Genomic DNA, 13,731 nt, shown 5'->3' on the forward strand with positions numbered 1-13,731 from the left:
CTCAGAACTGGAAGTAAAGGAACGGCGAAAAGCTTTGCGCCGAGAGTTTGAGAATCGAGGCGATAAACAGCAGCAGGACCAGGGTGCGCATCACATAACGCGGCCAGTCGGCGACCCCGTAGGCCGGTTGCACCTGGGCTTCGGTGCCGACGCTGTAGCCGGGTTCGTGAATGCTGCCGGCCGTTTCACCAGGTACCGCCTTGATCAGGTCAGGTTGCGCGGTGGCCGGGCCGTCGGCGGGTTTGGCCTTGGTGGTAGGCGGGTTGCGGTAGAAGTCGCGCAGGCCAAAGAGCGCCAGGGTCGCGTAGGCCAGCACCAGGGTCGCCACTTGCAGGCCGGTGAGGCTGGCGCGGTTGAGTTCCGACAGCGACCACTCGCCGAAGCTGAACATGGCGCCGTACATGCGGGCGGCGACGTGGAGGTTTTCGGAACGGAAGATCACCCAGCCCATGATCACCAGCAGGAAGGTCAGGGCCCAGCGGATCGGGTTGAAACGGCGTGGCAAGGTGTCGATGCCCAGGGCTTTTTCAATCGCCAGCCAAAGGCCGTGCCAGGCGCCCCAGACGATGTAGGTGAGGTTGGCGCCGTGCCACAGGCCACCGAGCAGCATGGTCAGGAACAGGTTGCGGTAGGTGGTCAGCGTGCCTTTGCGGTTGCCGCCCAGGGTGATGTAGAGGTAGTCGCGCAGCCAGGTCGACAGGCTGATATGCCAGCGCCGCCAGAACTCGGTGATCGATTGGCTGATGTACGGCTGCTTGAAGTTCTCCATAAAGCGGAAGCCCATCATCAGGCCCAGGCCGATGGCCATGTCGCTGTAGCCGGAGAAGTCGAAGTACAGCTGCGCGGTGTAGGCCAGGGCGCCGAGCCAGGCATCGCCGGTGGTTGGTTGTTGCAGGGCGAAGCAATGGTCGGCGACCACCGCCAGGGTGTCGGCGATAAAGACCTTCTTGATAAAACCCTGCATGAACCGTGTGGCGCCCTCGGAGAATTTGTCGAGGGTGTGGGTACGGTTGTTGAACTGCTCGGCGAGGTCGCGGAAACGCAGGACCGGGCCGGCGATCAGGTGCGGGAAGATCGCCACGAAGGCCGCGAAGTCGATCAGGTTGCGGGTGGCCGGGGTGTCGCCACGGTAGACGTCGATGATGTAGCTGATGGACTCGAAGATGTAGAACGAGATCCCGATCGGCAGCAGCACGTGGGTGAGGATGAAGGGTTCGAGGCCGAACGAGGTCATGATCGCGTTGAGGCTGTCGACACCGAAGTTGGCGTACTTGAAGTAGCCGAGGATGCCCAGGTCGACGGCGACGCCGAGCAGCAGCCAGCGTTGCGCCGGTTTGCTACGCACGCCAGCGGCCCCAACCTTGAGGCCGATCCAGTAGTTCCATAGGGTGACGCCGGCGAACAGCGCGAGGAAGTCGACCCGCCACCAGGCGTAGAACAGGTAACTGGCGATCAGCAACAACAGGTTGCGATAGCGTTGCCCGCTCAGGTAGTACAAGCCGAGAAAGATCGGCAGGAACAGGAACAGGAACACATTGGATGAAAAGACCATCCCGAGCTCTCCTTGTTTCATCAACGGTCAAGGGCCGAAGCCCCCCCAAACCCCCCATGGAAATCGGGGGGGTGTATTACGTAGGTCCACTGTCATGCACTGACTTGTGGTGAAGGCGATTCCCTGTGGCGAGGGGGCTTGCCCTAATGCCGTTCAGTTAAGGAAATGGGGTATTGAAAACACCACTTAACCTGTGGGAGCGGTGCTTGCCCGCGAAGCTTTTAGCGGTCTCAAGGGCCTCTTCGCGAGCAAGCTCTGCTCCCACAAGGGCCGTGTTCAGCCTTAACTGACTGGCATTAGGGCAAGCCCGCTCGCCACAGGTTGTTCCAGCGCTTCAATTCCCTTGTTTGTTGCCCTTTTCGTGCGTCGGGTCGTAGACCTTGGTCAGGTCGCCGCCGAGGCGGAAGGTCTTGAACGGTTGCATCTGATGCTTGTGTTCAAGCACGTCCGGCGGACAGGTGTAGAGCGTGCAGTAGGGTTCCAGCCAGGCGAATTTCGAGTCGACCTTGAGGTCGGTCATGTCCTGGTCCTTGCCATTTCTGGCCTGGAATTGCTGCGGATCCTTCACCCCGGCCAACACCCGATCACCCAAGCGCTTGAGCGCACCATTGTTTTCCTGGCGCAGATCCACGCCGTTGGCCAGGGCAAAGCTGGCAATCATCGACAGCGGCGGCAACGCGTAGTTGTGATAAGCCAAGGCCCGTTGTTGACGCTTGAGCTCGTTGGGCAGGAAACCCTGCGGGTCGACCTGGTTGGCGCCGACCTTGTATTCCTTCACTGACCAGTCGAAGAGGTCGCGACGGTCGGTGGCGATTGCGGTCGCCATCACCGACCACGCGGCCCAGTACGAATGGTTGTTGGTCTTGTCCAGCGGCAGGTTGTCCCAGTCGCTGACCACCTGGTCGGCCATCTTGCTGAACCAGGCCTCGATCAGTTGCGCTTCCTTCTGGTGGGTGGCCAGCGGCTGGGAGTCGGAGAACTTCAGGCGGACATAGGCCGAGGCCATGCTGCCCAGGGCCCATTTGCGCATGGATTTGCCGGTGTGGTTGAAGTCCTTGGACATCAGCGCGTCGGCCTGGGCCCAGGCGGTCAGCCAGTTCAGGGTGCAGCTCAACTGTTCCGGGCGACCGTCACGCATGAACTGCATCACCTGTTTGCTGGTGCCGCGTTCCATTTTGGTGATGTCCGCAGTGGTGTCGCGAAAGGCTTGTTCCGACTGTACGTTGAGGGTCGCCCGAGCCTTGTCGGAACCCTCGTATTTGCTGCGGAACTGCAATGAGCCGGTGTAGGGTTGGGGCATGGCGTCGCAGCCGCCGCCGTTGTCGCCGCTCTTGACCTTGTCGATGGCGGCCAGGTAACCCTGGGGCGGGCGCAGCGGCGCGGCGGCGTGGGCCGAGCTGGCGAGCATCGCCAAACCGAGCAGTGAAGGAACAAGCAGTGTGCGGAGTTTCATCGGTAGGCACCTCATAGCCCGGCCCGTGCCACAGGGGGCTCGGCGCTGGGGAATACGTTGCGTTTGCAGATTTTCGCCTCGACTTGCTGTGGCGCGCCGCCGGCTTCCGGGCCCTGGACTTCGAGCGCCAGCAGGTTCTGGTTGGCCCAGTCTTCGTCGGTGCGCAGTTCAAAGGCGAAACGTCCGTCGGTGTCGGAGGTTGGCGGTTTCTCGATCTTGATGTCCTCGTGGCGGCCGTTCATGTACCAGAGGGTGGCGTGCAGGGTTTTCACCGAGGTGTCGGCGAAACGGATGTCGACCTGGTGCGCGCTGTTGCGCAGGTCGCGGTTGTTGCGGTTGACCAGCAGTTCGTTCTTGCCCGTCTTGACCGTGGTGCTGGCGCTCATCTCGGCGCTCTTGCCTTCGCAGCCGTTGCCGAGCAGGGCCATCATCTGCCGGTAGATGGTTTCCTGGTCCAGGCGATACAGCGGCGAGAATTCCCAGATCAGCACTTTCGGTGGAGTTTTCTGGAATTCCTCGCTGCCCAGGTACTGCAGCATCGAGCCTTCCAGACCGCCGCCGGGGAAGGCGACGTTGAGGATGTCGGCACCGATGTACTGTTGCAGGAAGCCGGCGAAGTTGTAGTTCTTGCCGCTGTGGCTGGTGCCCACCAGGGTGATCCGCGGGTTGCCGGCGTCGCCGAACAGGTCGCCGTCCGCCGCTTCGCCCTTGGGTTCGGTGCTGAATTGTTCCATGTACTGGATTGCGTAGCTGGTGCCGCAGAGCTGGCCGGCCATGTTGTGCAGGGTGCCGGTCTTGCCCATGCGCCCGGAAACCCAGGTCTCGAATTCGCGATGGGGAATGTCGGCAAAGCCCGGGATCTTTTTCACCGTCTCGGCGACGATTTTCGCGGTGCGCTCGGCGCCATACGGGGTCCAGTGCTGGTCACCCCGGAAGTAGAAATCGTGGGCCTGTTGTTCATTGGTCAGCGGCGACAGATCCGGCACGTGGTAGCCCATTTTGGCGAAACGCCCGAGCATCGCCTGGTAGTTGCCCAGGGCTTTTTCATAGTCGAACTTGGCGCGCTCGGCCGGGAACAGTTTGTTGCGATCCACCAAACCACGGGTCGGCTGGTACACCACCACCAACTCCACGCCCTTGCTCTTGAACGCATCGCGCAGTTGTTGCAGACGCCGGTAGCCGGCGGGGCTGGTGTCGAACTCGGTGCGCAGGTCTTCCTGGGTGCGGAACAGCCAGTCGCCCTGGGCCTGGACCAGGGTGGTGAAGTTCTGCTGGTAGCGGGTGGTGTAGTTCTTCGCGTCATGGGCCGCCGGGCACAGGCTGCAGCAGGGCTCGGCGGTGAAATTCGGCGCCTGGACTTCCTCGGCCTTGAGGCTGCCGCTGGCGGCGAAGATTGCCGCGGCAAGGCCCGACAGGCCGAGCAGTTTGATCAGGTGTGGGTTCATAAAGGTCGTCCTCAATCCGGCAAGGGGGTCTGGCGTTCGACAGGGTCGATCAGCACGGCTTTCTGCTGACGCACCAGCAGGTCGAGAATTTCATCCTGGCGATCGCCGAGAATCCCGCTGAAGCTGATGCCGCTGTTTTTCGTCGGTGCGAGCATCGACACCCGATACAGCTCGACACTCAACGGCGAGTCGATGGACAGCGGGCCGCTGCCGTTGCCGGCGAGTTCGCCACCGACCACGATCAGCGAGACCTGAGCGTCGAACGGGTCGAGCTTGATGTCGCGGTCGGTGTCGCTCAGGTCCTTGATGTGGCCGTAGACCCCGGTCAGGCCGTTGGCCATGGCGACGTTCTCGTACAGGCGGATGTTCACGCTGTTGCGGATACGGATGCCGTGGCGCTGGTTGCCGATGACCTTGTTGGCGTAGATCAGGTTGTCGGCGCTCTCGTAGAGGGTGATGCCGTCGGTGCGGTTCTGGTAGATCTCGTTGTAGGCGATCAGGTTGTTGACGCTGTTGCGGTCGATCACCAGGCCCGAGAGCTGGTTGTCATAGCTGCGGTTGTTGAAGATGAAGCTGTCGTTCACTTCCCGGGAAAGGATGATGCCGTGTTTCTTTTTGGTCCCGTGCACCCTGTTGTCGGCGATGATCAGCCCGTGGGAACGGTCGTGGGGGTCGATGCCGTAGACGATGTTGTCGCGGTAGATGTTGCCCTTGACCACGAAGTCGCGGGTCTCGTAGCAGTAGAAGCCGTACCACATGTCCGAGAACTCGGAGCCGATGATCCAGCCGGTCGGCTCGGGGCGCTTGAGCACCTGGGCCATCTTCGGCGTGTACTGGGAAATACTCACACCGTAGGACTTGCTGTTGGCATAGCCGAAGCTGGCCATCCGGCTATTGACGATATAGGTTTCGGTGCCGCCCCAGGCCAGCAGGAACGGACGGAATTCCTTGGGCGAACGGAAGGTTGCCGGGCCATTGTCGGCTTCGCGCCAGCCGGTGACCTGGGTGTCACGGATAAACAGTTGGCCGTCGTTGACCAGGAACGAACCGCCTTCCTGGGACAGCCGCAGCTCCTGGGTCTGGCCGTCGATTTCAAGGATGCCCTTGCGCCCGACCACGATCGGCAACCTGGCCAGGAATACCCCCGGCGAGGTTTCGCTGATGTACTGTTTGGGCAGTTTTTTGCTCAGGTCCTTGAGGTTGATATAGCCGTCGTCGATGAAGATCGCCTGGGGAATGCCGTGCTGGCGCACCACCCACTCGGCCATCTTGTTGTCGCCGCCGATAAAGTCCTTGAGGGCGTCTTCCTGCATCATCCGGCGGACGCTGATCTTGCCCGGCTTGCCGCGCCCGATCTTCGCCGCAACGGCCTCGCCGGTGTAGCCGCTGAGGTCAGGCAACTGGGGTTTTTCCAGGTGCAGCGGCGCGGTCGGCGCGCTGCTGACGGTGTAGGTCTTGGCCTGTTGCAGTTCCTTGGCCAGGGTCGGCGCGTGCTCGATTTTGCCGGGCGGCGCTTCGACGCTGGCAAAGGCCGCGCTGCTGGCCAACAGCAGGGCGCCGGCCAATACGCTGAGCGAGCCTTGCAGGGCGCTGTGGTTCATCTCGGTCACTCCCTTGGCGGTCTGCATCAGAAGCGCCAGATCACGTCGACAAACGCGCGGTGCATATAGGAATCGACGCTCTTGCCATAGGCATCGCCGGGCTTGAACACGCCGCCGCGAAAGCGCACCAGCGCTGAAGGTTCGTCGATCGATTGGCTCAGGGCGGCGGGCAGCAGGCCTTGCTTGAAGTACTTGGTCACGACCAGGTCGACTTCCTGGCCGAGGTCCTTCTTGCCGTCCTGCAAGGGCAGCGAGGCGCTGGAGAGCAGGGCACCGGTGGCGTCGTCGTAGTTGTTCTGCACGGCGTTGATGCCGTTGCTGCCGACGTCCTTTTGCCCGTCGACGCGCCAGAACTTGTGGTAGATCAGGCTGGCGTCATAGTCCTCGCGCAGCTGCCAGGAGCCGAACAGGGTGGCGGTCTGCAGGTTGTTCATTTCGCCACGGAAGGCTTCGCCGAAACGGTGGGTCCGCGTGCGGGTACCGGTGAAGTTCGAGCGGTTGCTTTCCAGGCCGTTCTGTTCGTAGTCGCCGCTGGCGCGGGCATAGGCGGCGCCGACCTGCCAGTTCGGGTCGAGACGCAGGCGCACGCCGAGGTCGCTGGCCCAGCCGTTGATATGGCTGCCGCGCGTGGCGTCTGCCGGCTGGCTGCCGTCGGCGTTGAGCGGGTTGACGCGGTCGCGCTGGCCGCTCATGCCGGTCAGGCTGGCCCAGTAGTTGACGGTGTTGGTGTTTCTGAAATTGTAGGCATCGCTGTCGGCTTCCAGACCGAGCCAGGTCAGGTCGCCGTTGGCTTTTTTATCCAGCGGGTCGGCGGCGACACCCGGTGTCGGGTAGTCGAGCTTGCCGTCGTCGTGGGTGTGGTGGGCGCGCAGGCCAATCCACTGGCCGGGTGTCCACTGGTAGGCAACATCGCCGTAGACATGCAGGCGATCCTTGTCCTTGGGCGCCAGTTCGGTGAGGTCGGTGCGATATTCGCTGAAGCGCTCGGCGGCGCCCAGGTTGGCCCGCAGCAGGGTGGTGTCGAAGCTCCAGTTCAGCGCTTCGATATTAGTGTCGCGCCATTGCCCGTCGTCATTGCGCAGGCGCTGGCGACCGAGTTTCAGCATCTCGCCCGGATAAGGCGTCAGGCCCTTGTAGCCGATCCAGAATTCGCGCAGGGCCAGGTAGCTTTTATCCGGTTTGCGCGCGTCGTTGCTCGAGGTTTCCTGGCTGGCATCGGACTGTTGCAGGGTGTCGGTTTCAATGATGTCGCTGGCGGTCACGGCCTGGCCCATGGCGTAGGCGCTCCAGTTGCCACGTTCGCCGTAGACCCATGGCCGCAGGTCCAGGCCGATGCCGTTGACGTCGCCGCCCTTGAGGGTGCCGAGGTCGCGGTCGTCTTCGGATTGGCCGGTGATTTTTACTTCGAGGCCGAAGTTCTTGGTCTCGGTGATCGCCGCCAGGCTCGGGCAGGACCAGAGCAGGGCGAAGCTCAGGCCGATACCAGCCTTGACGAATGGATTAAGTGTCATAAGGTTTTTTCCTCGCGGTCGCCTGCTTGCAGGACTTGTTGCAGGTCCAGCGGATTGCGGCTCAGGGTCCCGCGCAGGCGCTGCTCCTGTTGCAGCAGGCGCCGAGCATCGGCACGTCGGGCAGGCGGCAGTTGGGTGTCGAGTTGTTGGGCCAGCTCATTGGCCAGTGGGGTGTCCTGGACTTTGGCCAGTTGGCTGAAGACGTAGGCGTTGAGCGGGTCGGGTTTGGTCCCTTTGCCCTGGGAAAAAAGTTGGGCAATGGCGAAGTCGGCGCTGTTCTGGCCGTTGCGGGCAGCCTTGAGCAGGTGGTCGAGGGCCTTTTGCGAGTCGACCTGGCCGAGGTAGCCGCGACGATAGATCTGCCCCAGGTAGTAATCGGCGGCGACCTCCTTACCGAGGGCTTTCTGGAAGTGCGCCTCGGCCTGCCTGGCGTCTGCCGGCACCCACTTGCCTTCGTAGTAGAGCTTGCCCAGCAGCAGTTCGGCGCGGGGCTGGTCGGCGGCGCGGCCGTTGTCGAGGTATTCCAGCATCTGCTTGACGTCACCCAGGTCGGGGAAGTCGTAGAGCAGTTGCGCCAGGCTGACCCAGGATGCCGGGTAGCCGGGGGCGATCTGTTCGAGCAGCGCTTGCGCGGTCTTGGTGTCCGGTTGGCCGAGGCTCGCATCGCTGAGCACCCGGGCGACGCTGTCGATCCTTTGGGCCCCGACGGCGCCACGGCTGTAGGCGGCCTGGAGTTGCTTGAGCAGGGCGGCCTGTTGCTCCGGTTGGGCGCGTTTCTGGTACACGGTGGCCAGTTCGACGTAGCAGATGTCGAAGCTGTGGAGCGCGCTCTTGCAGATCTTTTCCACCTCATCCAGATGCTGGTCATAGGTGTCCTGGGTGCGGTAGAGCAGCACTTGAGCCACGCCCGCTTCCGGGTAACCGGCGCCGCGCCATTGGTTGATCTGTTGTTGGGCGTTGACGTTGGGGAAGCTCTGCGGGAATTGCAGGTAGAGCATCGCCAGGGCGATCAGGGTGTTGCCTTCACCGTTGGCGAAGGCCTTTTTCAACAGGTCTTCGGCTTCGTGGTGTTCGGCCTCGCTGGCGCCGGGCTTGGCCACCAGCAGGCGGCCCAGGCGCGCCTGGGCCCGGGGCGAGGTGTCGGCGGCGGCGCGGTAGGTCGCTTCCGCCTGCTTGAGCAGGGCCGGGTCGCGGCTTTCCACCTGGATATCGGCCAGGCCGACCTGTGCATCGCTGTAGCCCAGGTCCGCCAGCTTGCGGTAGTTCTGCTCGGCCAGGGTGGTATCGCCGCGCTTGAGCGCTTCATTGGCCAGACGCTGGTCGGGCAGGCCGGCGCAACCGGTCAGGGCGATGGCCAGGGTCAGGGTGCTCAGGGCGAGGTGGCGGTGGCTTTGAGATCTATCGCGAGCAAGCTCGCTCCTACAGGGGCTCGTGGCACAGTCGATAGCGCGGCGGGCAAGAAATCCGCCATCATCGATTACGCTGGGGCTCGTGGCGCAGTCGATAGCGTGGCGGGCAAGAAAGTCGCCATCATCGATTACCCTGGGGGTCGTGGTGCAGTCGATCGTGTGGGCAACCGGCTCACTGTAGGAGCAAGCTTGCTCGCGATCGAGTGCAGGGCACTCGTAAGGGGGACGATTATTCACAGGCATGTCCTCCGCTTACAGACCGGCGGCCATGGCTTTGTCGATCAGCCAGTTGATGTTCGGGCCACGGTCGCTGTTGACCTCCACCGGGCGTCCGGCGAGGCTGCTGTCGAGGCTTTCGTCAGGCTTGATCAGGACACGGATATCCGAGGACAGGTCGCTGCTTTTCAGGCTGCTACTGCTGATGATCTTGCCCTGACGCACCTGCGCTTCGCCGGCGATCTGGAAGTTCACCCGGGTGCCTGGACGCACGTCGCCAAACTGCCGATAGGAGAAGCGCGCCTCGACATTCGCCTGGCTCCCCCTAGGCACCAGCTGGAAGATCACATCGCCCTTGCTGGCGTATTGGCCGTTGGCGACCAGTTGCTGCGCCACCGTGCAATCGCAAGGCGAAGTCAGCGTGCCGGTCATCTGCTTGCCGAACAGTTCCTCGATCTTGGCCGGTTGCAGCTGGTTTTCGTCGAGATGCCCCTTGAGCACATCGAGCATGCTGGTGCTGAAAGTCGCCAGCGGCGCACCCTTGGCGGCGACGCCGTCTTCCTTGATCAGGCTTTGCACGGTGCCATCGCGGGGCATGGTGATGTTCATGCCCGCTACGCTGACCAGGCCGGCCTGGGCGTGGCTGACGAAGTACAGGCCATACACCGACTTCAGGACAAAGCCGAAGGCCGCGAGGCCGACCACGAAGATGCCGAGACTGAAAGTCACGGCGCGCAGGCGACCGAAGGCGCTCATGCCGCCGCCGTCGTCCTTGTTCTTGCGCGCCTTGGTGAAGTTGTCGCGCTGCAGGGTGGCGAGCACGTCGCCCATGTTGACGATGTCGCCGGACAGGTGCGAGGTGATCAGGTGGCGCAGAGTACCGATGTCCTGCTGCTCCAGGTTCTGGAACTGGCAACCGACCCGGCCGCTCTGGCGGTCGTAGGCGCGCACCTGCAACTCGACATCCATGGCCAGGCCGAGGTTGTCGATAACGAATTGCAGGCGGCCCTTGTACACCTCGCCGAGCTTCAGGGTCAGGGCCTGTTGCGGCGGGACATTGAAGCTCAGGCCGCCGGCGGACAGGTCATGCACCCGCACTTCCAGGGGCTGGCTCGCGCTGCCGAGGAAGCGCAGCTTGGCCGGGATTTTCACCCGCGCATGCTGGCGCTGGGCTTCGGATTCGTGGACGACGTTGGCATTGACTTGGGAATTCATGGGTAAAGCTCCATTCACTAATTCAGGCGGGTCGGGTCAAACCATCGTCATCAGCACGGCGACGAAAATGCTACCGGCGGAGAAGGTCATGGTTCGGGACGACCAGGTGTTGAACCAGCCTTGGAAGCTGGCGAGGTCGCGGCTCAGTTTGGTGTCCTGGCGGGTCCAGGATTGACGGTCGAGGCGGAAGAACACGTAGATCTTCATCAGTGCGCCGACGATCTGGTTGTAATAGAGGATCACCGGGTAGGCCGGGCCGATGCTGTGCCCGGAACAGGCCAGCAGCAGGGTCAGGATCAGTCGGGTCAGGCCGATCCAAAGCAGGTAGGCGAGGATGAACGCGATGCCGTACTTGAAGCTGGCGATCAGCGCCACGGTCAGACCCAGCAGTGAGGTCCACATCGACACGCGCTGGTCGAACAGCACCACGCCGGTGAACAGGCCGAGGCGGCGCAGTCCCAGGCCCAGGGCACGGGAGTTCTGCCGCAGGTTGTTGCCGTACCAGCGGTACATCAGCTTGCGGCTGGATTTGATAAAGCTCTTTTCCGGCGGGTGTTCCACCGTGTGGATCGCCGCATCGGGCACGTAGAAGGTGTCGTAGCCCAGGCGCATCAGGCTGAACCAGCTGGACTTGTCGTCGCCGGTGAGGAACTTGAAGCGGCCCAGGCGCCAGTGTTGCAGCGAGTCGCTTTCGACGTCGGCGATAAAGTCCGGGTCGGTGACCACGCTGGCGCGGAACACCGACATGCGTCCGGTCATGGTCAGCACGCGCTTGGACAGGGCCATGGAGCACATGTTGATGTGGCGCTGGGCGAAGCGCAGCTTGTGCCATTCGCTCATGATGTAGCCGCCGCGCACTTCGCAGAACTCGTTGGTGGTCAGACCGCCAACATTGCCGAACAGCTGGAACCAGGGCACGGTCTTGCGCACCACGCCTTCGCTGAGCACGGTGTCGCCGTCGATCACCGCGACCACGGCGCGGTCGTCCGGCAGGTGGCGGGAGATGGCGCGGAAACCGAAAGCCAGGCCGTCGCGCTTGCCGGTGCCGGCGATACGCACGAAGTCGAGGGTGACGTGAGCGGGCGGGTTCATTTTCGCCCAGAGGCTCTTGACCAGTAGCTCATCGGACATTTCCACCAGGGAACAGACCACGGTGGTTGGGAAGCCGCAGTCGATGGCTTCGCGGATCACCGAGCGGTAGACCTGAGCGGTGGTCAGCGCATCGATGCGGAAGCTGGTGACCATCAGGAATACCTGGGACGGGTTCGCGGCCTTGCCCAGCTTGCGCACTTTGCGGCGCAGGTGCGGGTAGACGATGTAGAGGAAAATCATCCCGCGGACGAAATGGGTGGCGCCCATGGCGTAGCGCCAGATGCCCACGGCCCCGATCAGGAAGATAAAGTCCTTGGAGTCGGCGTCGAAGGTCGAAGTGGGCAGCAACACGGCCAGACCCATCAGCAAACTCAAGTAGAACAGCCAACCGGCGGCCTGAAGAAGGCCGTGTTTTAGCCTGTGCATAATCTGCATCCGTCTCTGTCTCGGGCGGGCCTGTCGGCGGGCTCGGTGGGGTTAAGGCAGGCGAGGCGTCCTTGCGGACGCCATCGCCGGCAAGCCGGCTCCTACAGTGCGGAGTCGTACGTAATGTTCGCGTTCAACCCCGTCCATGTAGGAGCTGGCTTGCCGGCGATCAACCGCGTAGCGATTGCTGTTGGTTTACCAACAAATACCTTCGGTCCGGCCACTCGCACTAGTGGCCTTGGACATGAAGCCCACCAGGTCGATGACCTGTTTGCCGTGCGGGGCGTTCTCGGCCAGGGCGCGGAACCGCTCGTCACGGTTGCCGAGGATGATCACGTCGCTGTTGTCGATCACCTCGTCGAAGTCGGCGTTGAGCAGGGACGACACATGGGGAATCTTCGATTCGATGTAGTCCTTGTTCGCCCCGTGGACACGGGCGTACTCGACGTTCTTGTCGTAGATGCTCAAGTCGAAGCCCTTGCCGATGAGCATTTCCGCCAGTTCCACCAGCGGGCTTTCGCGCAGGTCGTCGGTACCGGCCTTGAAGCTCAGGCCGAGCAGGGCGATGCGGCGTTTGTCATGGCTGGCGACGAGGTCGAAGGCGTTCTGCACCTGGCTTCCATTGCTGCGCATCAGCGAATTGAGCAGTGGCGAGTCGACGTCCAGAGAGGCGGCGCGGTAGGTCAGGGCGCGCACGTCCTTGGGCAGGCAGGAGCCGCCGAAGGCAAAGCCGGGGCGCATGTAGTACTGGGATAGGTTGAGGGTCTTGTCCTGGCAGACCACCTCCATCACTTCGCGTCCATCGACCCCGACCGCCTTGGCGATGTTGCCGATTTCGTTGGCGAAGGTGACCTTGGTGGCGTGCCAGACGTTGCAGGTGTACTTGATCATCTCGGCCACTTCGATGTCCTTGCGGATAATCGGCGCGTCGAGTTCTTCGTAGAGCGCTTGCAGGACGTCGCCGGAGGCGCTGTCGAATTCGCCGATCACGGTCATCGGTGGGTAGTCGTAGTCCTTGATCGCGGTGCTTTCGCGCAGGAACTCAGGGTTGACCGCGATCCCGAAGTCGACCCCGGCTTTTTTTCCCGAGCCGTCTTCGAGGATCGGGATCACCACGTTTTTTACGGTGCCCGGCAGCACGGTGCTGCGCACCACGATGGTGTGGCGGGTGGTTTTGTCACGCAGGACAAAACCGATTTCGCGGCACACCGACTCGATGTAGTTGAGTTCCAGGTCGCCATTCTTCTTGCTCGGTGTGCCGACGCAGAGCATCGACAGGTCGGTGTTGCGAATCGCTTCGGCGAAGTCGGTGGTGCCGCGCAGTCGACCGCTGGCAATCCCCTGGGCCAACAGGGTTTCCAGGCCCGGTTCGACAATCGGCGATTTGCCGTTGTTGATCAGGTCGATCTTGTCCTGGGAAATATCGACGCCAACGACATCGTGGCCTCGTGCAGACAGGCAACCGGCACTGACTGCACCGACGTAACCCAAACCGAATATGCTAATGCGCATTGCATTTACCTCTATCTTAATCACGCCATTAAATGGCCGGAGTTAATGTAGCCAGTAACCGTGGTGCGTCCGGAAGTGCGGCCTAATAGGTCGTGTCCGCCGAAGGCAGGCATATAAGCGTCGAGTGGCTAAATAATTGCACTCAAGTTGTGCGCAACTTGGCCTTGTTATAGGGGCGTGCCCTTGAATGTGGCCGGCCTTCAGCGAGAAGACCCTTGTCAGCGTGCTCGAAACCTTCGGCTACCCACAGGGGGGCTTGTAGATCAACAGGTTGCGAGACGCTTGCAAGTGCTTTGTCC

Annotated in this window: 9 protein-coding genes; all 9 read right to left on the reverse strand. The window is 62.4% G+C overall.

Annotated elements, in window-relative coordinates; all coding sequences use genetic code 11:
• Position 1: 1 nt before the first annotated feature.
• Positions 2–1,552 (reverse strand): MBOAT family O-acyltransferase, encoded by a 1,551-nt coding sequence (locus AC07VG_RS18420; protein ID WP_495021655.1) that lies wholly within the window; start codon positions 1,550–1,552, stop codon positions 2–4.
• A gap of 334 nt (positions 1,553–1,886) precedes the next feature.
• Positions 1,887–3,005 (reverse strand): mannuronate-specific alginate lyase, encoded by a 1,119-nt coding sequence (locus AC07VG_RS18425; protein WP_494999274.1) that lies wholly within the window; start codon positions 3,003–3,005, stop codon positions 1,887–1,889.
• Positions 3,006–3,016: 11 nt separating this feature from the next.
• Positions 3,017–4,450, reverse strand: a complete 1,434-nt coding sequence (locus AC07VG_RS18430; protein WP_495021656.1) for an alginate O-acetyltransferase — start codon at positions 4,448–4,450, stop codon at positions 3,017–3,019.
• Between the two features lie 11 nt (positions 4,451–4,461).
• A complete protein-coding gene (gene algG, locus AC07VG_RS18435) occupies positions 4,462–6,078 on the reverse strand; it encodes a mannuronan 5-epimerase AlgG (RefSeq protein WP_494999276.1) in 1,617 nt (538 codons plus the stop codon).
• Positions 6,078–7,562 carry an alginate export family protein gene (locus tag AC07VG_RS18440; protein ID WP_495021657.1) on the reverse strand — a complete coding sequence of 495 codons (1,485 nt, stop codon included), beginning with the start codon at positions 7,560–7,562 and terminating at the stop codon, positions 6,078–6,080. The genes algG and AC07VG_RS18440 overlap by 1 nt, the downstream gene beginning before the upstream one ends.
• Entirely contained in the window at positions 7,559–9,007 is a 1,449-nt protein-coding gene (gene algK, locus AC07VG_RS18445; protein ID WP_494999867.1) for an alginate biosynthesis TPR repeat lipoprotein AlgK, read from the reverse strand. The genes AC07VG_RS18440 and algK overlap by 4 nt, the downstream gene beginning before the upstream one ends.
• Before the next feature lie 216 nt (positions 9,008–9,223).
• Positions 9,224–10,402 carry a PilZ domain-containing protein gene (locus tag AC07VG_RS18450; RefSeq protein WP_494999278.1) on the reverse strand — a complete coding sequence of 393 codons (1,179 nt, stop codon included), beginning with the start codon at positions 10,400–10,402 and terminating at the stop codon, positions 9,224–9,226.
• 36 nt (positions 10,403–10,438) lie between these two features.
• On the reverse strand, positions 10,439–11,920 hold the full coding sequence (alg8, locus tag AC07VG_RS18455; RefSeq protein WP_495021658.1) for a mannuronan synthase: 1,482 nt from the start codon (positions 11,918–11,920) through the stop codon (positions 10,439–10,441).
• Between the two features lie 195 nt (positions 11,921–12,115).
• Positions 12,116–13,432 carry a nucleotide sugar dehydrogenase gene (locus AC07VG_RS18460; protein WP_495021659.1) on the reverse strand — a complete coding sequence of 439 codons (1,317 nt, stop codon included), beginning with the start codon at positions 13,430–13,432 and terminating at the stop codon, positions 12,116–12,118.
• Between the last annotated feature and the right edge of the window lie 299 nt (positions 13,433–13,731).

This window comes from Pseudomonas sp. GW821-FHT03C07 (genome assembly GCF_059420925.1).

Excerpts from the sequence above, each read along its gene's own strand:
- AC07VG_RS18450 (WP_494999278.1), bottom strand. The coding sequence starts at position 10,402 with ATGAATTCCCAAGTCAATGCCAACGTCGTCCACGAATCCGAAGCCCAG.
- AC07VG_RS18420 (WP_495021655.1), bottom strand. The coding sequence starts at position 1,552 with ATGGTCTTTTCATCCAATGTGTTCCTGTTCCTGTTCCTGCCGATCTTT.
- AC07VG_RS18440 (WP_495021657.1), bottom strand. The coding sequence starts at position 7,562 with ATGACACTTAATCCATTCGTCAAGGCTGGTATCGGCCTGAGCTTCGCC.
- AC07VG_RS18425 (WP_494999274.1), bottom strand. The coding sequence starts at position 3,005 with ATGAAACTCCGCACACTGCTTGTTCCTTCACTGCTCGGTTTGGCGATG.
- algG (WP_494999276.1), bottom strand. The coding sequence starts at position 6,078 with ATGCAGACCGCCAAGGGAGTGACCGAGATGAACCACAGCGCCCTGCAA.
- AC07VG_RS18430 (WP_495021656.1), bottom strand. The coding sequence starts at position 4,450 with ATGAACCCACACCTGATCAAACTGCTCGGCCTGTCGGGCCTTGCCGCG.
- AC07VG_RS18460 (WP_495021659.1), bottom strand. The coding sequence starts at position 13,432 with ATGCGCATTAGCATATTCGGTTTGGGTTACGTCGGTGCAGTCAGTGCC.
- alg8 (WP_495021658.1), bottom strand. The coding sequence starts at position 11,920 with ATGCACAGGCTAAAACACGGCCTTCTTCAGGCCGCCGGTTGGCTGTTC.